Consider the following 20,610-nt stretch of genomic DNA (forward strand, 5'->3'; position numbering starts at 1 on the left):
TCATGTCCGTGTCCAGTCCGGCTCGTCGCGTTCACCCCGTCGATCAGGTTCCGCCCGCGCCCCAGCTGACGGCGCTCGGACTCCAGCATGTGCTGGCCTTCTACGCAGGTGCCGTGATCGTGCCCATCGTGATCGCGGGCGCCCTCGGCCTGTCCACCCACGACCTGATCCACCTGATCAACGCCGACCTGTTCACCTGCGGCATCGCGACGATCATCCAGTCGGTGGGCTTCTGGAAGGTCGGCGTGCGGTTGCCTCTAATCCAGGGCGTGACCTTCACTGCGGTCTCCCCCATCATCGCCATCGGGTTGGCGGCCGGCGGCGGCACCGAAGGGTTGGCCGAGATCTACGGCTCGATCATCGTCGCGGGGCTGGCGACGTTCTTCGTCGCGCCCTACTTCTCCCGGTTGATCCGCTTCTTCCCGCCGGTGGTGACGGGCACCCTGCTGACCATCATGGGCACGACGCTGATCGGCGTCTCCGCCGGCGACATCGTGCGCGGCGCGACAGGTGAGACGGCCACCGGCGGCGAACTCAGCCGCAACCTGATGTACGCGCTCGGCACGCTGGCGATCATCGTGCTGATGCAGCGTTTCTTCAAGGGCTTCATGGCCACTATCGCGGTGCTGATCGGTCTGGTGGTCGGCACCCTGCTGGCGCTTTCGCTAGGCGACACCAGCTTCACCAGCGTCGGCGAGTCAGCCTGGCTGGGCGTCACCACGCCGTTCTATTTCGGCTGGCCGAAGTTCACCGTCGGCGCCATCGTGTCGATGCTGATCGTGATGGCGATTACCGCCGTCGAGACCACGGGCGACGTCTTCGCCACCGGGGAGGTGGTGGGCAAGCGGATCACGCCCAAGCACATCGCTGGCGCGCTGCGGGCCGACGGGCTGTCCACCGCGCTCGGCGGCGTGCTCAACTCCTTCCCCTACACCTGCTTCGCGCAGAACGTCGGTCTGGTGCGACTCACCCGCGTGAAGTCGCGCTGGGTGGTGGCCATGGCCGGCGTGTTCATGATCATCCTCGGGCTCATTCCGAAGGCCGGGGCCATCGTCGCCGCCATCCCCGGCCCTGTGCTCGGCGGCGCGTCGCTGGCCATGTTCGCCAACGTCGCCTTCGTCGGCATTCAGACGCTGATGAAGGCCGATCTGCACGACAACCGCAATCAGGTCATCGTCTCCACCTCCGTCGCGCTCGCGCTGCTGGTCACCTTGCAGCCCGGCATCGCCCAGGCCGTGCCCGGCTGGGCGCAGATCTTCTTCGGCTCCGGCGTCACCATCGGCGCTATCACGGCGATCGGGCTGAACCTGCTGTTCTTCCACATCGGACACCAGGCCGGGCCCTCCGTGGCGCAGATCGGCAGCCGGAACATCAGCCTCGACGACATCAACCGGATGGACGAGGCGCACTTCATCGCCACCTTCAGAAGTCTCTTTCCTCGATCGGTCACCTGGCCCGCCGAGCGCGCCTATGCGCAGCGTCCCTTCGCCAACGCCGCCGAGCTCCGGGCGGCCTTCCAAGGGGCGCTGATCTCCGCCGACGAGCAGGAGCAGCGCGAGCTCATCCTGCGCTACCCCGACATCGCGGATCTGCTGCTGGACCACACCGAGACAAACACCCCCGAGGACGTCGCCGCCCTGGTGGCGACCGGATCGCTGGCGTCCGACCGGATGGACGACGTCGACCGCGACAGCCTGATGGCCGTCTCAGCCGCCTACCAGGACAAGTTCGGCCTGCCGCTGCTCTACACGATCTCCACCACGACGACGCTGCCGCAGATCCTCGCCGACAGCTGGCGCCGCGTCGAGTCGTCCCCGAAGCGGGAACTACGCCGGGCCGTGGGCGAGGCTGCCAACATCGCCGATCGCCGCTTCGAGGTACTGGTCGCCGACGCCAACCCCATCCGCTCGGCTTGGCGACGCAAGTTCGAACAGCTCGACTGACTGGGTGCCGTTCACAAAAGTGGCTGAGCGCGGGTGATCTGTACGTATTGCACAGATACCCCCCGCTCAGCCACTTTTATTTTTGCCATCTCCTCGACGAGGAGTACCGCTAGCCTCACGCAGCCCCGTTCCCCGCGTTACGACTCGCCAGGTCCATGGCGACTCTTCCGAGCTGCTCGACGTGCTTTGTCGAACTCAGCGACGATCTCATCTTCGTCGGCACCATGCTCAGCCATCAGCGCACGCAGCCGTCCCGACGCTGCCTGGTACGCAGCAACAGCCTCTTCACGATCCCCATGGGTTGGGATGAAGACGCCAACCCTCCGGCCATGCCGGGTCACGGTGACCGGTTCATCCCCGTCGATGTAGTCCGCGAGGTCACGACGGAACTCCCGCACCCCCCACACTCGTACTCATCTCAACCACCTCCAGTTTGTGTAATCCCTGTGTACACAAGTACAGATGCGAACGCCGTAGGGATCCACCAAAAGATCCGTGTTGTCTATTCGGCCAACGTTGACCAGGAGAGGCTATACGGTGGTGATCAATGTCTTGCTCCGGGCCACGGCGGTCCGGCACTTCTCGTCCAACCCAGGAACGCGGGTGAGATAATCCTCCTAGTAGCCGCCGGTTGGGAGAATCCCCACCAGCTGATCACGCCATGGGGTCACTTGAGTCTGTTCGAGCAGGCAGTTCCTGTCGAAAAGCAGGAGTCTCAAGGGCGACTCTGACTGCACGAGATCCCACCTGCACCCCAACCTCGCGACCGGTGCCCTTGGCCACAATGGCGCTGGTGGCAAGCCAAGCGGAGTTCAAGGCCCGCACACGCAAAACTTCCGCAGGAAGCAAAGTCAACTCGCGGAAAGCCGTCCGCCGCTCTATAGCTTCAGGATTGACCTCATCAGCGGACAGGTTCGCGAGCGCACCCGCAAAAAAGGAGACCACCTGATCGAGTACGCCAGGTTCCTCGGCCTTCTTCGCTTCTGTGACAGCTGGCAGGACACTGGGGAACACGCGCTCAGTGAATCCGTTCGCGTGGAGCAGCGGTTCCGCGAACTCGTGGTCAAAGCCTCGCTTCCCTCTGGCTCCTAGCGATGCTTCCAACGCCCGCGCGGGGTCTTTTCCGAGTTGACGGATGAAATCCAAGTTGAAGCGTCTGCCGGGCAATGCCTCACGGACAGCTCTGTCAAGATCGACAACCTGACTTGCCGCCAGTTCCTCAAACTGCGTAAGAATCAGCGAACGGAACGCCCCTAGCGAGTCCTGGATCTCCCCAAGGTCGCAAAGCAGGGACTGGGGAAAGGTCACCTTCTTGTTGGACACGAGTACGTTCATCGTTTCCTTCGCCTCGCGAGCAAGGTGTTCGGTGACGCGTAGGTTCAGGTGGTCACCGTCCTTATGCTCGGCTGCCCAACGAACGATCATGTCGCCGAGCCAGAGGACTCGCCTGGACTCCTCGTGTCTGGCTTCATCGAACAGTCGCCGCTGGTGCTCCTCCCACCACATCCCAACCATTGACGCTGCCTGCCCGACCCCGGCGATGGCCTGAATGCCCGATATGCCGGTTAGCAGACTCAGTCCACTCTGGACTGTCGAAGCGACCTCCGAGGCTGCATGATCGGTCGTCGGGCTGCTGGGCGGCGTTGTTGGGAAAGAACCAGCCCAGAGGTCAGTCTGGCTGCTTATCGGAGTCCACTTGACGCCGCTGCTGGTGTAGGACATCCACCACATCGTGCCGTCGTCCTTCTGCACTGTGAACTGCCTGACCATGCTCTCCTCCGCTTCGTCACGACCGACCTCCTTGGCGGCGCTCTCACTCTAGCGGTCGCCCCACCACGACATACACGGCACCTATCCCGGACGCGTAGTTGTTGGGCGTCGGCTTTGCCGCATCAGCAGATGGGGCTGACTCCGTTTGTTGCACGGGCCAAGCCATATAGCCAGTCTTGTACGTCGCCTCGCCCACGATTGGGGCTGCGCCGCTCAGCCGAGGTCGGCGAGGAGGTGTTGTAGATCGTCGCGCATGTCGGCGATGGATGGCTGGCTCCAGACCATCGCCATCCGGCGATTGTCGTCGAAGGCCAGGACCTGGGTGGAGTGGTCCACTTCGTAGCCGCCGCTGGGCAGTTCCTTGCCCTTGTCGACGGCGATACCCACCTGCTCGCCCGCTGCGACGATATCCTCCAGGGGGCCGGTCAAGCCGATAAAGCCCTCGTCGACGCGCACCAGGTACTCCCCCAATGCTTCGGGGGTATCTCGTGCCGGGTCGGTGGTCACCAGGATCAGGCTGACCTTCTCGGCGTCCGCGGGATCGAGGCGCCTACGCGCCGTCGCCATGTCGGCGAGGATGCCAGGGCACACGTCGGGACAGTTGGTGTAGCCGAAGAACACCATCACCACTGGTGTGGTGGGCGAGGTGGCCAGGTTGAACTCCTGGCCGTTCTGGTCGGTCAGCACCACCTCAGGCAGGGCCCGACCGTCCTCGACGCGGGTTCCCTTGAAATCGTCGCCCTTTTCCACGAGTGCGACAGGCTCGTCATTCCCGCTCGCGCAACCGGAAAACACCAGCGACACACCCGCGCCCGCAAGAATCACCCGGCGGGAGATCATCACCGCGCCTACCGACGCGCCCGCGCCGTACCCGCCGCCAGATCGGCGATCAGGGCGCGGAGGTTGCGCAGGTCGCCGTCCAGGTCGGCCCCGTCGGTGGTCATCGTCTTCAGCAGCGCCGAGCCGACGATCACCAGGTCGGCGTAGGCGCCGATCTCGGCCGCCTGCTCGCCGTTCGAGACGCCCAGACCGATGCCGATGGGCAGCGTCGGATCGATGCTCCGGGCCCTCTCGACGATCACCGGCGCGGCGTCCGACGTTGCATCGCGGGCGCCCGTGACGCCCATCACCGACGTGGCGTAGACCCAGCCCCGGCACGCCTCCATGGTCAGCTTGATCCGCTCGTCGACCGACGACGGTGCGATCAGGAAGGTGCGGTCCAAGCCGTGCGCGTCGGTGGCGGCGAACCACTCGGGGCAGTCATCCGGGGGCAGATCGGGGGTGATCACGCCCCCGCCGCCGGCAGCCGCCAGGTCGCGCGTGAAGGCGTCGACGCCGTAGGCCTCGATCAGGTTCCAGTAGGTCATCACCATCGGCATGGCGCCGGCCTTGGCGACGGCCTCGACAGCGGCGAAGGTGTCCTTGGTCCGCACGCCACGATCCCGGGCGATGCCGGTGGCGTGCTGGATGACGGGGCCGTCCATCAGCGGATCCGAGTAGGGAATGCCGATCTCGACGATGTCCGCGCCCTGCCCGTCGACGCCCTGCACGATGGCCTCGACCGCGGCGATCGAGTCGGCCACCGTCGGGTAGCCCACCGGGTAGTACCCGACGAGCGCCGGCCGGCCCTGAGCCAAGCATTCGGCAACGACCTTGCCGGAGCGGCCCAGCCGCGCCTCGTCCGTGAACTGCTGCATCACTGGCCTCCCACCACTGCGTCGGGCTTGCCCTCGAGGCCGAACCATTCGAAGGCCGTGGCCACGTCCTTGTCGCCGCGCCCGGACAGGCAGACCAGGATGGTCGGCCGGGCGTCGGGCTGCTCCTCGGCCAGGCGGCGGCCCAGCCGCATCGCGCCGGCCACTGCGTGCGCCGACTCGATCGCGGGGATGATGCCCTCGGTCTGGGTGAGCAGCTTGAAGGCGTCCATCGCCTCGGCATCGGTGATGGGCTCATAAGTGGCGCGACCCGTCTCGGCGAGCCAAGCGTGCTCGGGGCCGACGCCCGGGTAGTCGAGGCCGGCGGAGATCGAGTGCGACTCGATGGTCTGGCCGTCTTCGTCCTGCAGCACGAAGGTGCGCGCGCCGTGCAGCACGCCGGGGTGCCCGGCGGTGATCGTCGCGGCGTGACGCCCGGTGGGGATGCCGTCGCCCTCGGCTTCGAAGCCGTAGAGCTGCACCGACTCGTCGGGGATGAAATCAGCAAACATACCGATGGCGTTCGAGCCGCCGCCGACGCAGGCCGCGACGATGTCGGGCAGGCCGTCGTGGTCGGTGAGCATCTGGGCCCGCGCCTCGGTGGAGATAATGCGCTGCAGTTCGCGCACCACCAGCGGGAACGGGTGCGGGCCACCGACGGTGCCGATCAGGTAGTGCGTGTTGTCGACGGTGGTCACCCAGTCGCGCATGGCCTCGTTCATGGCGTCCTTGAGGGTGCGTGAGCCGTTGGCCACGGCGATCACCTCGGCGCCGAGCAGCTGCATGCGCGCCACGTTGAGGGCCTGTCGCTGCGTGTCGACCTCGCCCATGTAGACGCGGCACTCCAAGCCGAGCAGCGCGGCGGCGGTAGCGGTGGCGACGCCGTGCTGGCCGGCGCCAGTCTCGGCGATGACGCGGGTCTTGCCCATCCGCTTGGTGAGCAGCGCCTGGCCGAGCACGTTGTTGATCTTGTGCGCGCCCGTGTGGTTCAGGTCTTCGCGCTTGAGCAGGATGGTGGCGTTGCCGCAGAGCTTCGAGAAGTTCGACGCGACGGTGATCGGCGTCGGGCGGCCAGAGTAGTCGCGCTGCAGGCGGGACAGCTCGGCGTGGAACTCCGGGTCGGCCTCAGCCTTGTGGAACTCGTCTTCCAACTCGTTCAGCGCAGCTTGCAGCGCCTCGGGCACGAAACGACCGCCGAAGCGGCCGAAGTGGCCGGCGGCATCAGGGAGGGACATATCAATCAGTTGCTTTCTGCCGCAGCATTCAGGGAGTTGCTGCCGCGGCCATAAACGCTTTCACGGCCTCGACGGGGTTGCCATGGCGGACGAGGGCCTCGCCCACCAGGATCACGTCGGCGCCTTCGGAGGCCACCCGACCCGCATCGGCCGCGGAGAGGATGCCGGACTCGGCGACGCGCACCGCCCGGTCTCCGATCCGCTCGGCCAACGGCGCGAAGGTCGCGAGGTCGACGTCGAGGGTCTTCAGGTTTCGGTTGTTGACGCCGATCAGCTCGGCGCCCGCGTCGAGGGCGCGGTCCACCTCATCGGCGGTGTGGGTCTCGACCAGCGGGGTCATGCCCAGCTGCCGGGCGAGGTCGAGGAAACGGGCCAGCTCACCGTCGGTCAGCGACGCGACGATCAGCAGCACCATGTCGGCACCGTGGGCGCGGGCCTCGAAGAACTGGTACTCGTCGACCATGAAGTCCTTGCGCAGCACCGGCGTCGACACGCGAGCGCGCACGGCGTCGAGGTCGTCGAGGGTGCCGTTGAAGCGGCGCTGTTCGGTGAGCACCGAGATCGCGGCCGCCCCGCCGTCGGCGTAGCTGGCGGCTAGCGCAGCCGGATCTTCGATGGGGGCCAGGTCGCCCTTCGACGGGGAGCGGCGCTTGACCTCCGCGATCACCGCAAGCTCGGGCGCCCGGAAACGTGCCATGGGACTCATCGCAGGAGTGGCATCGAGCGCAGCGCGCTCGACCTGCGCCAAGGAGACCCGTCCTCGGCGCTCCGCCATGTCGATGCGAACCCCGGCGACGATGTCGTCGAGGACGGACATCAGGGCTGCCCGTATCCCATCGCCTTGAGGATCATGGTGCCAACGATGGCGACGACGATGATCGCCACGCCGATCCACAGCACGGTCCACATGGGGCCGATCGCACCGATCGCAGTGACGACGGAGCCGATGGCCCCCGTGATCGAACCCGCCCAGGCCGCGGGGCTCCGGCCGTGGTGGTAGTACTTCGAAGTAGCCGCCATGGTGCTCCGCCCTCTCAGATCGTTTGGTTTCGCCCGAGACTACCGCGAATCGCCGCCGGTGGGCATATCCTCGCCGTCCGTGGGATCGATCCCCTCGTCGATTTGCTTCCAGAGGTCTTTGGGCGGGGTGGCCCTGTCGGCCTGGGCCAGCACCCACCTCGGCCCGAAACGGAACAGGAGGACTCCGGCCGCCACCACGGCGAGGAAGCCTGGCAACGCCACCCAGCCCCACAGTTGACCGTCGGTCGCGACGGAGCCGCTGAGCACACAGCCCAGCAATCCGAGCAACGCCACGGCGGTGCCGATCACCCGCAACCCGACGCCTCGCAGCATCAGGCTGAGGCCGAACCCGGCCGCGATGGCCAGCGCGATCGTACCCAGGGCCCCCGAGGCCGTCTGGCCCGCGAAGCCACCGAGCGCGGCCCCCAGCAGGCCGAGCAGCAGGGTGCGTGCTCGGGTCACGGCCTTGCCATCGATTCCGCCCGCCCGATGGCCGTGATCACCGCTCGCGCCTTGTGCTGGCACTCCGCGTCCTCGGTCTCCGGCACCGAATCGGCGACGATGCCCGCGCCGGCCTGCACATGGGCGATGCCGTCGCGCAGCACCGCCGTGCGGATGGCGATGGCCACGTCGGAGTTGCCTGCGAAGTCGAAATACCCGACCACGCCGCCGTAGAGGCCGCGCCGGCTGAGTTCCAGCTCGTCGATGATCTCCATGGCCCGCACCTTGGGCGCCCCTGAGAGGGTGCCCGCGGGGAAGCAGGCCAGCGTCGCGTCGAGAGCCGTGCGGCCTTCAGCGACGCGGCCGCTGACCGCCGCCTCCAAATGCATGATGTGGCTGTAGCGGTGGATGTTCATGAACTCGTGCACCGTCACGCTGCCGGGCTGGGAGATCCTCCCCAGGTCGTTGCGGCCCAGGTCGACCAGCATGATGTGCTCGGCGCGTTCCTTGGGATCGGCCAGCAGCTCGGCAGCCAAGGCGGAGTCCTCCTCCGGCGTGGCCCCGCGCGGCCGGGAGCCCGCGATGGGGCGCGTCGTGGCCAGGCCGTCCTTGACGGTGACCAGCGCCTCCGGTGACGAGCCGATCACGGAGAAACCGGGCAGCCGCATCAGATACAGATACGGGCTGGGATTGGTGAGGCGCAGAGCGCGGTAGACGTCGAGGGCGTCGGCGGCCGTGGGCACGTCGAAGCGCTGCGAGACGACGATCTGGAAGGCCTCCCCCGCACGGATCTCCTCTTTGGCAGCCTCCACCATCGCGCAGTATTCCTCGCTGGTGCGCTGCCGCCGGATCTCGGGCAGCCTGGCCTCCGCGAGCGGAGCGGCCAGCGACAGACGGGGCTTCGCCAGCTCGGCGGCCATGTTCTCGATGGCGGTGACCGCGCGCAGGTAGGCGCGCTCGACGCCGACATCGGTGCCGTCGTAGTTGATCGCGTTGGCGATCAGCCAAAGCTCGCCCTTGTGGTGATCGAGCACCGCCAACTCGGAGGCCAGCAGCAGCGTGAGCTCCGGGAGACGGAGGTCGTCGACGGTGGTCTCGGGCAGGCGCTCCAACCGCCGCACCACGTCGTAGCCCAGGTAGCCCACCAGACCCGCATGGAACGGCGGCAGATCCTCGTCGGCCGGCGTGGCCAGCTCTTCGAGCGTGCGACGCAGCACCTCCAGCGGATCGCCGTCCTCGATGCCCACCAGCTCACGGCCCATCCACTTGGCGCGACCGTTCTGCTCGGTGAGCGTCGCCTCTGCTCGCACACCGACGATGGAGTACCGCGAGAACACCCCCGCGTCGGCGGACTCGAGCAGGTAGGTGCCCTCGCGCGCACCGCAGAGCGCCTGGTAGAGCGCGACCGGGGTGAGATCGTCGGCCAGGAACTTGGTATAGACGCTGATCACACGACGCGTGGCGGCGATCTCCTGGAACTCCTCCAGCGACGGCTTCACCGCGATCATGCCGGCTCACCTTCCAGGAGATCCGTATAGAAGCAGGTGCGGTTGCCCGTGTGGCAGGCGGCTCCGGTCTGGTTGACGCGCATCACGATGGCGTCGCCGTCGCAGTCGAGGTGCAGGGACACCACCTCTTGGGTGTGTCCAGAGGTCTCGCCCTTCACCCAGTACTCCTGCCGCGAGCGCGACCAGTAGGTGGCCCGCCGCGTCTCGATGGTGCGCCGCAGCGCCTCCTCATTCATCCACGCGAGCATCAACACCTCTCCGGTGCCGGCATCCTGCGCGATGGCCGGCACGAGGCCGGCGTCGTTATACGCGATGGGTCGATCCATGGCGCCCATTCTTGCGCACCGGTCCGACAGTCGTCACGACGAGGCGCTGCACCCGCAAGACTCGCCCGCCAGGAACTCCATGGGAAACAGACGATGGTCCGGGCCTGAGTCCTGGTCTACGAGCGAGGCGACCGCCGCATCGGCGATGTCTTCGAAGGGCTGACGCAGGGTGGTGAGGCGCGGTGTCGCATAGTTGGCCTCGGGGGTGCCGTCGTAGGAGATCACCGCCATGTCGTCGGGGACCGCTATGCCTCGGTCCCGCAGGGCGCGGAGCACACCGATGGCGATCAGGTCCGAGCCCGCCAGAATGGCGGTGGGTGGATCCGGATGCCTGAGCAGCTGCTCGACGGCCGTGTACCCGCCGTCGCGGCTCCACGAGGTGATCGCCGGCGGGATGCGGACGAGTCCGTGCTCATCGAGCGCCGCCTGCCATCCCTCGACCCGAAGCCCGACGATGGACGGCTGCAGCGGCCCGCACACCAGCGCGATCCGCTCATGTCCATGGGCGACGAGGTGCTCGGTCGCGCGGCGCGCCCCGTCGACGTGGTCGGTCCCGAACGCCGTGAAACCAGGCACCGGCGCACTGCGATCGAGCAGCACCTGCTGGGTGCGGCCGGTCGCTGCGGTGTAGAGCCGCTCGTCGTGCAGGTGACTCAACAGGAGCAGCCCGTCGACGCCTCGCTCGATCAGATCCCGAAGCAGCGTCGCCTCGCGATCCGGGTCGAGCCGGGTGACCGCGAGCAGCAGCATCCGGTCCCGTCGCGCCGCCGCCGCATCGAGGGCATCGATGAACTCCGAGTGGTAGGGGTTGAGGATCTCCGGCACCAGCAACCCGAGCATGCCCGTGGTGCCCCGCTTCAAGGCTCTCGCATTGGCGTTCGGGAGGTAGCCCAGGGCCTCGATCGCGCGCAACACCTTCGCCCGAGTCTTCGGCGCCACGGGGCGCGGACCGTCGTTGATGACATAGCTGACCACCGCGGTGCTGACCCCGGCCAGCCGGGCGACGTCGACACGCGTGGCCGGTCGCCGATTGGGTGCTGATTCGGTCACGAGCACCTCCTCCCTGCTCTGGATGGTCTGGCGGGCAAGATACCGTCTCCCGTCGGACTGAGTCTATTCGAGTTGACTGTTGCTCGTACCTCTTCCTCCCAGCTGCATGAGCCTGCTTGTCACTACTCATACGAGTTGACTCGATTCGTATCTACTGGAGTAGATTATGGCCATCGATCTTTCACTCCAAGGAGCCACCGTGCCTCTCGACGCACACCCCGACCTCGTCCATCTCCAGTCGGCCGGACTCTCTTTCGTCGTGCGCACCGGCGCGGGTCAGACCCCCGAAATCGTCTATTGGGGCGAGGGTCTTGGCGCCGCCACGGCGCGCACCATCCGCTCCTTGTCGGAGGCGTTCGACGACACCTACGACGGCAACATGACCAACGATCCGCTTCGCGTCGGCATCATTCCGCTCGCCTCGGCCGGGTGGATGGGGCGGCCCGGGCTGGTCGGTCATCGCGACGGCGGCACCAACTGGGCGCCGCGCCTGCGCGTCGCAGGGGTCGAGATCGATGCCGAGGACGTCGTCGTCGACGGCGCCGTGCTCAGCGCGGGCGCCGGCTCGTTGCGCCTTACCCTCAGTGATCCCGCCTGCGGCCTCGAGGTCGTGGTGACGATCGAGCTCACCACGCATGGCCTCGCGCGGGCTCGCGCCCGGCTGACGAACACCGTCGATGCGGCCTATCACCTCGAGGAGCTGTCGCTGGCCCTGCCGCTCCCCCTGGAGGCCGACGAGATCCTCGACTTCTCCGGCCGCTGGGGCCGCGAGCGCGAACCTCAGCGCCACACTGTCGAGCTCGGCACGCGGCTGCGCGAGGGCCGCCACGGCCGCACCGGCTTCGACGCGCCCATGATGACCTTCTGCGGGCCGGCCGGCTTCGACTTCCGCAGCGGCCGCGTCTGGGGACTGCACGTCGCCTTCTCCGGCAACCACCGCACCTGGGTGGAGCGCTGCATCAACGGCCGTCAGGTCATCGCCGGCGGCGAACTGCTGCTCCCCGGGGAGGTGAGCCTGGCGCGCGACGAGAGCTACGAGTCCCCCTGGATCTACTTCGCCACCGGCGACGGACTCGACGACGTCGCCCGCCAGGTGCACTCCTGGCTGCGCGCCCGCCCCGATCACCCCGACGCCGAGCGGCCCGTCAGCCTGAACGTCTGGGAGGCCGTCTACTTCGACCACGACCTGCCCAAGCTGAAGAAGCTGGCCGACAAGGCTGCGGCTCTGAGCGTCGAGCGCTACGTCCTCGACGACGGCTGGTTCCATCTTCGCCGCGACGACACCGCCGGGCTCGGCGACTGGTTCGTCGACCCGGATGTCTGGCCCGAGGGACTCACCCCGCTGGTTGACCACGTGCGCAGCCTCGGCATGCAGTTCGGGCTGTGGGTGGAGCCCGAGATGGTCAATCCGGACTCCGACGTCGCCCGGGCGCACCCCGAATGGATCATGTCGGCCGGCGCGGTGGGCGACGCGCTGCCCATGGAATGGCGCACCCAGCAGGTGATCAACCTGGCAGTCCCGGAGGCCTACGAGCACGTGCGCGGCCAGCTCGACGCGCTGCTCACCGAGTACGAGATCTCGTACCTGAAGTGGGACCACAACCGCGACCTCATCGACGCCGGCACGCAGTCCCTCGGCGGCCGCGCGTCGGTGCACGACCACACCTTGGCCTGCTACCGGCTGATGGACGAGCTGCGCGCCGCGCATCCCGGCTTGGAGATCGAGAGTTGCGCCTCCGGCGGCTCTCGCGTCGACCTCGAGGTGGCGCAGCACACCCAGCGCTTCTGGCTGTCCGACTGCATCGACCCCCACGAGCGCTACGGCATCATGCGCTGGAGCGAGCAGCTGCTGCCGCCGGAGATGATGGGCACCCACGTCGCCTCCGACCGCTCGCACACCACCGGCCGTCGCCACGACCTCTCGTTCCGCGCCGCCAGCGCCATCCTCGGCCACTTCGGCATCGAGTGGGACATCTCGGATCTCTCCGACGAGGAGTCCGCGCAGCTCGCCGAGTGGATCGCGTTCTACAAGAAGAACCGCGGCTTCCTGAACTCGGGCCTGCTCGTCCGCGACGATGTCACCGACGGTTCGCTCTGGCTGCACGGCATCGTCGCGCCGGATCTCACGCGCGGCCTCTACGAATTGGTCACCCGGGAACGCTCCCCCATGTCGCCGCGCGGCCGGGTGCTGCTGCCGGGTCTGGACGACGACACCGAGTACGAGGTGCGACCCGTCTTGGTCGGCGGCGGCCCGAAGGGCTTGCAGCCCACGCCGTGGATGCGCGACGGCGTCGTGCTCAGCGGCCGCGCCCTCCGCCTGAGCGGCCTGGCCATCCCGTTGATCTTCCCCGAACAGGCCCTCCTGATCGAGGCGACGGCGGTCGCGGACTGACCTCACTGGGCGCGCCACCCGGATGGACTCTCCTACTTGACGAGGTTCCGTCCGGGTGTGAGGGTTGGGCCATGACCCAGCACTGACCTGTACTGATACTGACAAGCGACGTTTTCGTCGCGAGTGCGTCTCGCCTGCGACTTTGATGCCGCAGAGCGTGTCGATGTTGCGCCTTCCGATGGGGGCCACGCGCAGGGCCAAGGAGGCCCGGTGACTGGGCCCGTCGTTCGTTGCGCAACATCGCTTCGATCCAGAATCAACCAGGTGTCGCCACCAACTGGCGTCCTCCGCTGTGCCCCAGAAGGTCCCTCCATGACAACGAATCAGACCAACCTCCCATCCGCCCAGGTGATTACTGCTGACGGGCCGCTTCCCGTGCTCTGGCTCTGCGGAGCCCCAGGGTCTGGCAAGTCAGCGACCGCATGGGAACTGTTCAGCGCCCATCAGGAAGAACAGATCGCCTACGTCGACATCGACCAGCTCAAGATGCTCGCTCCCGGGCCGAGCGACCCCTTCGATCTGGCCGTCGCCAATCTCGTCAGCCTCGTCGCGATACATCGCAGCCTCGGCACTCAAGCATTGATCGTCTCCGGCGTCATCGACCTCGAGCAATTGCCGATCCTCGAGGCCGGTGTGGCTGGCAAGGCGGTCGTGACGTGGTGCCTCGTCGACTCCGACGACGAGACGCTGCGCCGTCGCATCCAGGAGCGCGGCTGGCCCGAAGAACTGGTCGACCTGGCCCTCGCCGATGCACAGGCCTGGCGGGCGGCGCCCCTCGCAGCCCGCATCGACACCTCCGTCACGACTCCCGCGGACGCTGCGAGAGCAGCCGACGCTCTCTTGGCGCCGCGCTCGACCACCACCAGCCGGGCGTTTCCGGAGCCCGAACTGGGCGACCGCACGGACCTCGTCGTCATCCACGGACCGCGCGCGGTCGGAAAGTCCACGATCTCCTGGGGCCTGTTCATGGACTGCGCTGGCAGCGACGAACCCACCGGCTACCTCGACGCGGACCAGCTCGGCTTCATCCATGCCGACGCAGCGGTGCGCGACCGGCTAATCCTCCGTGCCGTGGCGTCCATGGCGCAGAACTTCGCCGACGCCGGTGCCGTCCGCACCATCGTGAACGGCAATCTGACGCCGGCCGTGGTCGCGTCCCTCCAAGGTTCCCGAGTTGCGCTGGTGCAGCTGGATGCGCCGCAGGACGTGCTCGCCGCGCGTATCGCTGCCCGCAACGAAGCCAACAGTGCCCGACTCACCGGCGACGATCTGATGGGTGCCACCAGCGATACCCGCACGGCCGTGCTCGAGCACGCACTGCGGCAACGCGAGGAGTACGCCGCCTCTGACTTCTCTGCTCGCGTCGTCGACACCAGCGACGCCGACCCCGACGGACACGTGAGAACGATCCGCGCCCTGCTGACCCGCACCGGGACCGGTTCCTCCAGCGAGCCTCCAGCGACGGGCATCGACCACGGCGCATGCTGCGTGATCATCACCGGGGCACCGGCCAGCGGCAAGAGCACGCTGACTCGCCGGCTCGCTGAACAGCTGGAACGCTCGGCGTGGCTCAACGGCGACCAGATCCACTCGCTCGTCGTCGGCGGCCGCGTGTGGGCGCTGGGCGAGCCGAAGGACGAGGCCCAGCGTCAGACCCGACTGGGCAACCACAACCTCATCACTCTGGCGAAGAACTGCGCCGAGGCGGGCTTCACGCCGGTCATCGACTGGATCATCCCGGACGGCGAACAGCTTGCTCAGTTCGTCGAAGGGCTCGCACCGCTTCCGCTGTGGCTCATCGCCCTCGACCCCGGCGCCGAGGCGTGTCGCGAACGAAATCTGCAGCGCAACGACCCCTTTGCCTTCGACGGGTACGACGAACTCATCGGCGAGATGAAGCGCGCCTTCGGATCCACCGCCTGGTGGATCGCCTCGACCGATCAGAGCCCCGACGAGACTCTCCGGCTCATCCTGGCCAAGGCCCACCCCAGTCATCAGGACGGATCCCGCCCGCCCGAGAAGGAGTGACCCCCTAATACAGACGGGCGGCCATCAAGACCCCAACAAACTCGCTCGTCATTCCGCGAGCGAGACCGCAGTCAGAGCATCAGCGCGCGGAGACACCACCGATCGCGGGGGCAATGTGGTCGACGAAAAGGGGCGCGAGTGTGCCGTCGTGCAGGTCTTCGTCCGTAACCCAGCGGACCTCTTCGATCTCGGCGGTCGGGGTGACCTGGGCGGAGACGTGCTCGGGCCAGTCGAAGACGTTCGCGACGACGGTGAAACCTGCCTCGTTCGCGGCGGGAGCGGCAAACTCGCCGAGCGGCAGTAGTCGGGCGGGATCGAGCCGCAGGCCCAGCTCCTCGGCCACCTCCCGCGCCGCGCACTCCGCCGCCGACTCGCCCGGCTCAGGCTTTCCGCCAGGGTTCATCCACATGGAGGTGCCGCGCTTGCGCACCATCAGAACCTGGCCGCGCTCATCGCGCAGCACCACCGCTGAGACCCGAATGTTCACCCGCCCGAGGCTACGCCCTCGTCGAGATTCCATGGGCAGACGACAAGCAGTCTCAGCCGAAGGTTGCGTCTGCTCTTTTCGAGGCTCGCTTCGCTCGCACCTCAAAGAGCGTCGTAGCCGGTAGGTTTTATCCATGAGCTTCGCCGACCGTCAACGTGCTGCCCTCACGACCCTCCTCGACGAGTTGGGGCCCTTCGCTCCCACGCGCTGCGAGGGCTGGAACACCGGAGCGCTGGCGGCCCATCTGTGGGTGCGCGAGCATCGCGCCGACGCCCTACCCGGCATCGGGCTCCGGCGCTTTGCCGGTCACACCGACCGGGTCCAGAAGGAGGCGCTGCACCGCTGGGGCTACCCCAAGCTGGTCGCCGACCTCCGCAGCACCCCGATCTGGCGGCGCCCCGTCTCCCCGCTCATGGACGGAGCCGAGTACTTCATCCACCACGAGGACGTGCTACGCGCCAACGATCGCTCCCAGGAGCTCACAGCCGAAGAGCAAGCCTCGCTCTGGAAGATCGCCAAAATCCTCGCCCGCAAGGCGCAACTGCGCAAGCCTTACCGGCTGGCCGTCACCCCCCTCGGCACCGCAGACCGCGTCGCCTTCGGGCAGAGCACCCGGACTGTGCACGTCACCGGGCTTCCGAGTGAACTGCTGCTGCACTTCAGCGGCCGCGACGCCGACGTCACCGTGACCGCCGAGCCGGGCGTCCGCGACGACTACCTGGCCAACCTCGGAGGGCTCTGACTCACCTACCTGCGGACCCTCTTAGCCTCGATCCACCGACTCATCTGGAGGCTGAGGGGGTGCCGTGACGCAGAAATGCCTCTCTGATCAGGGAAGATAGAGCTTGTCTAAGGTTCTAGTTCTCTGAAATGAGAGGCATCTCGTAGATGCAATTCAAGCACACCTCCGCGGCGGTGTCCGCGGTGTTCGATGATCCGAATCTCGTGTCGGCCGCAGGTCTGGTCCCCGTGCTGCGCCTCGCGCGGCACGCAGGGCTTGATCGGCTCTCGCAGTCGCGTCTGAGCGTTCCGACGGACAAGGGCTCCAACGCTGGCGCGAAGGTGATGGCGCTGGTCGCGGGGATGCTCGCGGGTGCGGACTCGATCGACGACATGAACGTGCTGCGTCACGGCGGGATGGGCCGCTTGTTCGACCGGAGGTATGCGCCCTCGACGCTGGGATCGTTCCTACGCGAGTTCCGGTTCGGGCACGTCCGCCAACTCGACGCCGTCGCCTCCCGTGTCCTGGTGAACCTCACTGACCACGCGCCGCTGCTGCAGGCCCGAGCAGATGAGCCGGTGATGGTGGATCTGGACGACACGATCATCGAGGTCCACGGACACAAGAAGCAGGGCGCCTCGTTCGGGTATTCCGGTGTCCGCGGACTCAACGCACTCCTCGCGACGGTGTCGACGACCTCGTCAGCGCCGGTGATCCTGGGGCAGCGGTTGCGGCAGGGGAAGACCGGTTCGCCGAAGGGAGCGGCCAGGATCGTTGGTGACGCTCTGGCGACCCTGCGCCGCATGAACCCCACCAGCAGTGTCCGGCCGTTGCTGCGGGCGGACTCCGCGTTCTACGGCCACGCCACCATCGCAACCGCGATCAAGGCGGGCGCGGACGTGTCGGTGACCGTCCGGATGGACTCCGCGGTGAAGGCCGCGATCGCGACGATCCCCGAGGAAGCGTGGGAGATGATCGAGTACACCGACTCGATCCGTGACGATGCCACCAGCCGGTGGATCTCCAAAGCAGAGGTCGCCGAGGTGCCGTTCACCGCGTTCCGTTCACGGAAGAAGACCGAACGGGTCGAAGGCCGTTTGGTGGTGCGGCGGATCCCTGACCTGAACCCGATCAACCTCGACGCGCCGACGTTGTTCGACGTCTATCGGCATCACGGGTTCTTCACCACCACCGACAACACGACGATGGGAACCGTCACGGCGGACAAAACCCACCGGGCGCACGCGATCATCGAACAGGTCCACGCCGACCTGAAGGGCGGACCGCTGGCTCACCTGCCATCGGGAGTGTTCACCGCGAACAGCGCCTGGCTCGTCCTCGCCGTGATCGCGTTCAACCTCACCCGCGCCGCCGGACTCATCGCCGACCACGCCGGCCGGCTCGCCAAAGCAACAACCTCGACGATACGCCGCACCCTCATCACCATCCCGGCACGCCTGGCCCGGTCAGCGCGCCGGATCATCCTGCATCTGCCCCAGGCCTGGCCCTGGCAAACCGCGTTCGACCGGCTGTTCACCGCCACGCACGCACCGCCAACCGCCGCGACCGCCTGACCACCGCCGCAACCTGCGGCACGACCAAGAACCCAGTGGAACACCCCGGACAGCGAGGCCCGGAACTACCCCCTGCCCACAGCCAGCCAAACCACACCGATCACGCTGAGCCCGACCACCCAAGACCCATCGGTGGATCGAGGCTTAGGGCCCGACAGGAAATTAGTGCGTGTGTGTCGGTTTCTGGGCGGGATGGATAACAAGGCGGAGGTTCGCCCTCGTAGTGGGGCTACGTGGGCGTGGCCGACAACGAAGTCAGGCGCCCGACCCAGGAAGCGACACGCACCGATAATTTACTGGAGGGTCCTTACCTCTGAACGTTCATGAGAGCTTTCTCATTTGGCTCTCATGACGATCTCACTCGGTACCGATGGACTGACTCCCATGACGCGGTGAACCCGCCCGATTCAAAGGAGACATTCATGAGGACCATCTCGAAGCGGAAGCTCGCAGCAACCGGATTCGCCGCGGCGCTCGTCGGCAGCTTCGCCCTGACCCTGTCGCCCCTCACGGCGGAGGCCGCGAGCTACACCTGCAACGGCAAGAAGGCCACCATCGTCGGCACCAACGGCGACGACTACATCCGTGGCACCAGCGGCAACGACGTGATCGTGACCCTCGGCGGCAACGACGAGATCGACGGCCGCGGCGGCAACGACACCATCTGCGCGGGCTCCGGCTACGACGAGATCGACGGTGGCTCGGGCAACGACTGGATCGACGGCGGCAGCCAGGGTGACGAGATCGACGGCGGTTCCGGCAACGACACCATCTACGGCGGTTCCGGCCACGATGAGATCGACGGCGAAGAGGGCAACGACAAGATCTACGGCGGTTCCGGCCACGACCAGATCGAGGGCGGCAGCGGCAACGACACCATCAAGGCGGGCTCCGGCCACGACCACGTCGAGGGCGACTCCGGCAACGACAAGATCTGGGGCGAGTCGGGCCACGACCTCCTCGAGGGCAACAGCGGCTCCGACAGCATCTCCGGCGGCAGCGGCACCGATGTCATCGTGCAGGGTTCGGCCTCCGATCGCGTGGAGGACCGCTGGGAAGAGCGCTACGGCCTCGACGACTGATCACACTGAGCTAGAAGCCCCGATCTAGCTCGGCATCACACAAGCGGAAGCCGCCTGCCGATCACGGCAGGCGGCTTCCGTCATGTTCGTACGTTCGAGGACGTGGCCCGCTCGCCGTCCCGTGCGCCGCAGCAGCTACACCCACCCGCAGAGTCTCAAGGCCTACCAAGCAGGACGGGCGTCACACGTCGAAGATCGAGAACAGGTCGCCGACTCCCTCGACGACGCCGCCCACGAGTTCCGCGACACCGCCCACCCCGTCGGCCAGGTCGGACACGCCGCCAATCAGGTCGACCGCACTCAGCACGACATCGGCGGTCCACAGGAGATCGGCGCCCAGATCGACCCAGCCCAAGGCATCCGCCCCGAACTCGGCCAGCGCGGGATCGCGGGACAGCACGTCGCCGAACACCTTGGCCCAATGCGCGGTGATGCCGAACACCAGCGCGTATGGGAGATAGCGGCTGAAGGTGCCCAGGGCTTCCTCGGTGCTGAGCTGCGCGGCCTCTGCCGTCTCCAGGTACTTCTTGAAGCCCAGCGCCTGAATGCGGATCGCCGTACCGGCCGCCGTGCGAGGCACCCGGCTCCCCAAGCGTCGATAGGCGAAGACGCCGGCGGCGATGACGAGCACGCTCGCCAGCACGGTGATCCACCCGGGCGCGGCGATCAGCATCAGGACGCACCAGAGCAACAGCACGCCCACCATGAGCGTGGGGAGGCACCCGCGCCCGGACGTGTGCGGGTTGCGGGGATACCAGTTGTTCTCCACCGTCTGGCGGTAGAGCTCGTCGCGAAGCTGGGTGATCGCGTCGCGGTTGCTCTTGCTCCAGGCCTTCATCGCGATCGTCTTCGGCGCCAGCAGCTGCGCCCCGAACATCGACTGCAGCAGCGAGACCTCGAAGAAGTCCAGCGTGTCGGCCGGCTTCGGCGCCACCAGGGTGATCTCCCAGTCGCGATCGGTCGGCTTCGTCTTGCGCTCGCCAGGCTGCGTCGCCCCGATGGCCTTGATCCGCAGGTGTCCGCGGATGGCGAGGTCGACGATGGTGGCCATCACGTCGCGCATCTCGGCCTCGCCGTCGACGATGGTGCCCACCAGCCCGGGCCGAAGTCCGCGCGGCGGTGAGAAGGCGACGGCCACCTCGCCCGAGTACTCGCGCCCCGGCCCCACCTTCACCACCGGCGGCTGCTGACCGCGGGCGGGAAGCAGTCCGGGCGTCAGCCCCTGGAACATCCGGTCGCGGAAGAACCGCTGCCGCAGCGCCCCCAGCAGGAAGAGCGCGACGCAGAGCGCCGCCGAGATGACGACCAAACCCAGCTCGACGGTACTCATACCCGGACC

At 67.3% G+C, this 20,610-nt stretch carries 19 protein-coding genes; 6 read left to right on the forward strand and 13 right to left on the reverse strand.

The window, feature by feature from the left end:
• The first annotated feature begins 2 nt into the window (after positions 1-2).
• Positions 3-1,943, forward strand: a complete 1,941-nt coding sequence (locus P0D62_RS13885; RefSeq protein ID WP_275703144.1) for a solute carrier family 23 protein — start codon at positions 3-5, stop codon at positions 1,941-1,943.
• Positions 1,944-2,080: 137 nt separating this feature from the next.
• Here the strand turns inward: P0D62_RS13885 and P0D62_RS19205 are convergent, their stop codons facing one another.
• The 11 genes from P0D62_RS19205 to P0D62_RS13935 all read right to left on the reverse strand — a co-directional run bounded on the left by P0D62_RS19205 (position 2,081) and on the right by P0D62_RS13935 (position 10,987).
• Positions 2,081-2,350, reverse strand: a complete 270-nt coding sequence (locus tag P0D62_RS19205) for a type II toxin-antitoxin system prevent-host-death family antitoxin (RefSeq protein WP_406708258.1) — start codon at positions 2,348-2,350, stop codon at positions 2,081-2,083.
• 247 nt (positions 2,351-2,597) lie between these two features.
• Positions 2,598-3,713 (reverse strand): hypothetical protein, encoded by a 1,116-nt coding sequence (locus tag P0D62_RS13890; RefSeq protein WP_275703145.1) that lies wholly within the window; start codon positions 3,711-3,713, stop codon positions 2,598-2,600.
• A gap of 213 nt (positions 3,714-3,926) precedes the next feature.
• Positions 3,927-4,553, reverse strand: a complete 627-nt coding sequence (locus P0D62_RS13895; protein WP_275703146.1) for an SCO family protein — start codon at positions 4,551-4,553, stop codon at positions 3,927-3,929.
• An 8-nt stretch (positions 4,554-4,561) separates the two neighbouring features.
• The gene (gene trpA / locus P0D62_RS13900; RefSeq protein WP_275703147.1) at positions 4,562-5,410 is read right to left on the reverse strand and encodes a tryptophan synthase subunit alpha; all 849 of its coding nucleotides are present in this window, start codon (positions 5,408-5,410) and stop codon (positions 4,562-4,564) included.
• Positions 5,410-6,642 carry a tryptophan synthase subunit beta gene (gene trpB, locus P0D62_RS13905; RefSeq protein ID WP_275703148.1) on the reverse strand — a complete coding sequence of 411 codons (1,233 nt, stop codon included), beginning with the start codon at positions 6,640-6,642 and terminating at the stop codon, positions 5,410-5,412. The genes trpA and trpB overlap by 1 nt, the downstream gene beginning before the upstream one ends.
• Before the next feature lie 28 nt (positions 6,643-6,670).
• On the reverse strand, positions 6,671-7,459 hold the full coding sequence (trpC, locus tag P0D62_RS13910) for an indole-3-glycerol phosphate synthase TrpC (protein WP_275703149.1): 789 nt from the start codon (positions 7,457-7,459) through the stop codon (positions 6,671-6,673).
• Entirely contained in the window at positions 7,459-7,662 is a 204-nt protein-coding gene (locus tag P0D62_RS13915) for an HGxxPAAW family protein (protein ID WP_275703150.1), read from the reverse strand. Before P0D62_RS13915 ends, trpC begins: the two co-directional genes overlap by 1 nt.
• Positions 7,663-7,701: 39 nt before the next feature.
• Positions 7,702-8,124, reverse strand: coding sequence for a Trp biosynthesis-associated membrane protein (locus tag P0D62_RS13920; RefSeq protein ID WP_275703151.1), 423 nt, complete (start codon positions 8,122-8,124; stop codon positions 7,702-7,704).
• Positions 8,121-9,611 carry an anthranilate synthase component I gene (locus P0D62_RS13925; RefSeq protein WP_275703152.1) on the reverse strand — a complete coding sequence of 497 codons (1,491 nt, stop codon included), beginning with the start codon at positions 9,609-9,611 and terminating at the stop codon, positions 8,121-8,123. The genes P0D62_RS13920 and P0D62_RS13925 overlap by 4 nt, the downstream gene beginning before the upstream one ends.
• Positions 9,608-9,937, reverse strand: coding sequence for a phosphoribosyl-AMP cyclohydrolase (hisI, locus tag P0D62_RS13930; protein WP_275703153.1), 330 nt, complete (start codon positions 9,935-9,937; stop codon positions 9,608-9,610). Before hisI ends, P0D62_RS13925 begins: the two co-directional genes overlap by 4 nt.
• Before the next feature lie 33 nt (positions 9,938-9,970).
• Positions 9,971-10,987: a LacI family DNA-binding transcriptional regulator gene (locus P0D62_RS13935; protein WP_275703154.1), complete on the reverse strand. Its 1,017-nt coding sequence runs from the start codon at positions 10,985-10,987 to the stop codon at positions 9,971-9,973.
• A 199-nt stretch (positions 10,988-11,186) separates the two neighbouring features.
• Between P0D62_RS13935 and P0D62_RS13940 the strand changes: the two genes are divergently transcribed.
• Together P0D62_RS13940 and P0D62_RS13945 are read left to right on the forward strand one after the other, a co-directional pair.
• Complete coding sequence (locus P0D62_RS13940; protein WP_275703155.1) at positions 11,187-13,379, forward strand: alpha-galactosidase; 2,193 nt, start codon at positions 11,187-11,189, stop codon at positions 13,377-13,379.
• Positions 13,380-13,691: 312 nt separating this feature from the next.
• The gene (locus tag P0D62_RS13945; protein ID WP_275703156.1) at positions 13,692-15,407 is read left to right on the forward strand and encodes an AAA family ATPase; all 1,716 of its coding nucleotides are present in this window, start codon (positions 13,692-13,694) and stop codon (positions 15,405-15,407) included.
• A 79-nt stretch (positions 15,408-15,486) separates the two neighbouring features.
• Here P0D62_RS13945 and P0D62_RS13950 read toward each other — a convergent pair whose 3' ends face one another.
• Positions 15,487-15,894 carry an NUDIX hydrolase gene (locus P0D62_RS13950; RefSeq protein WP_275703157.1) on the reverse strand — a complete coding sequence of 136 codons (408 nt, stop codon included), beginning with the start codon at positions 15,892-15,894 and terminating at the stop codon, positions 15,487-15,489.
• A 133-nt stretch (positions 15,895-16,027) separates the two neighbouring features.
• Between P0D62_RS13950 and P0D62_RS13955 the strand changes: the two genes are divergently transcribed.
• From P0D62_RS13955 to P0D62_RS13965, 3 genes are all read left to right on the forward strand, one after another.
• Positions 16,028-16,636 carry a TIGR03085 family metal-binding protein gene (locus P0D62_RS13955; RefSeq protein WP_275703158.1) on the forward strand — a complete coding sequence of 203 codons (609 nt, stop codon included), beginning with the start codon at positions 16,028-16,030 and terminating at the stop codon, positions 16,634-16,636.
• Between the two features lie 146 nt (positions 16,637-16,782).
• Positions 16,783-18,189, forward strand: a complete 1,407-nt coding sequence (locus P0D62_RS13960; protein WP_275703159.1) for an IS1380 family transposase — start codon at positions 16,783-16,785, stop codon at positions 18,187-18,189.
• Between the two features lie 422 nt (positions 18,190-18,611).
• Positions 18,612-19,271, forward strand: a complete 660-nt coding sequence (locus tag P0D62_RS13965; RefSeq protein ID WP_275703160.1) for a calcium-binding protein — start codon at positions 18,612-18,614, stop codon at positions 19,269-19,271.
• A gap of 181 nt (positions 19,272-19,452) precedes the next feature.
• Here the strand turns inward: P0D62_RS13965 and P0D62_RS13970 are convergent, their stop codons facing one another.
• The gene (locus P0D62_RS13970; RefSeq protein WP_275703161.1) at positions 19,453-20,601 is read right to left on the reverse strand and encodes a DUF2207 domain-containing protein; all 1,149 of its coding nucleotides are present in this window, start codon (positions 20,599-20,601) and stop codon (positions 19,453-19,455) included.
• Between the last annotated feature and the right edge of the window lie 9 nt (positions 20,602-20,610).

It is taken from the genome of Tessaracoccus caeni, assembly GCF_029211185.1.
Classification (GTDB): Bacteria; Actinomycetota; Actinomycetes; order Propionibacteriales; family Propionibacteriaceae; genus Arachnia; species Arachnia caeni.

Excerpts from the sequence above, each read along its gene's own strand:
- P0D62_RS13885 (WP_275703144.1), top strand. The coding sequence starts at position 3 with ATGTCCGTGTCCAGTCCGGCTCGTCGCGTTCACCCCGTCGATCAGGTT.
- P0D62_RS13890 (WP_275703145.1), bottom strand. The coding sequence starts at position 3,713 with ATGGTCAGGCAGTTCACAGTGCAGAAGGACGACGGCACGATGTGGTGG.
- P0D62_RS13895 (WP_275703146.1), bottom strand. The coding sequence starts at position 4,553 with ATGATCTCCCGCCGGGTGATTCTTGCGGGCGCGGGTGTGTCGCTGGTG.
- trpA (WP_275703147.1), bottom strand. The coding sequence starts at position 5,410 with ATGCAGCAGTTCACGGACGAGGCGCGGCTGGGCCGCTCCGGCAAGGTC.
- trpB (WP_275703148.1), bottom strand. The coding sequence starts at position 6,642 with ATGTCCCTCCCTGATGCCGCCGGCCACTTCGGCCGCTTCGGCGGTCGT.
- trpC (WP_275703149.1), bottom strand. The coding sequence starts at position 7,459 with ATGTCCGTCCTCGACGACATCGTCGCCGGGGTTCGCATCGACATGGCG.
- P0D62_RS13915 (WP_275703150.1), bottom strand. The coding sequence starts at position 7,662 with ATGGCGGCTACTTCGAAGTACTACCACCACGGCCGGAGCCCCGCGGCC.
- P0D62_RS13925 (WP_275703152.1), bottom strand. The coding sequence starts at position 9,611 with ATGATCGCGGTGAAGCCGTCGCTGGAGGAGTTCCAGGAGATCGCCGCC.
- hisI (WP_275703153.1), bottom strand. The coding sequence starts at position 9,937 with ATGGATCGACCCATCGCGTATAACGACGCCGGCCTCGTGCCGGCCATC.
- P0D62_RS13945 (WP_275703156.1), top strand. The coding sequence starts at position 13,692 with ATGACAACGAATCAGACCAACCTCCCATCCGCCCAGGTGATTACTGCT.
- P0D62_RS13955 (WP_275703158.1), top strand. The coding sequence starts at position 16,028 with ATGAGCTTCGCCGACCGTCAACGTGCTGCCCTCACGACCCTCCTCGAC.
- P0D62_RS13960 (WP_275703159.1), top strand. The coding sequence starts at position 16,783 with ATGCAATTCAAGCACACCTCCGCGGCGGTGTCCGCGGTGTTCGATGAT.
- P0D62_RS13965 (WP_275703160.1), top strand. The coding sequence starts at position 18,612 with ATGAGGACCATCTCGAAGCGGAAGCTCGCAGCAACCGGATTCGCCGCG.
- P0D62_RS13970 (WP_275703161.1), bottom strand. The coding sequence starts at position 20,601 with ATGAGTACCGTCGAGCTGGGTTTGGTCGTCATCTCGGCGGCGCTCTGC.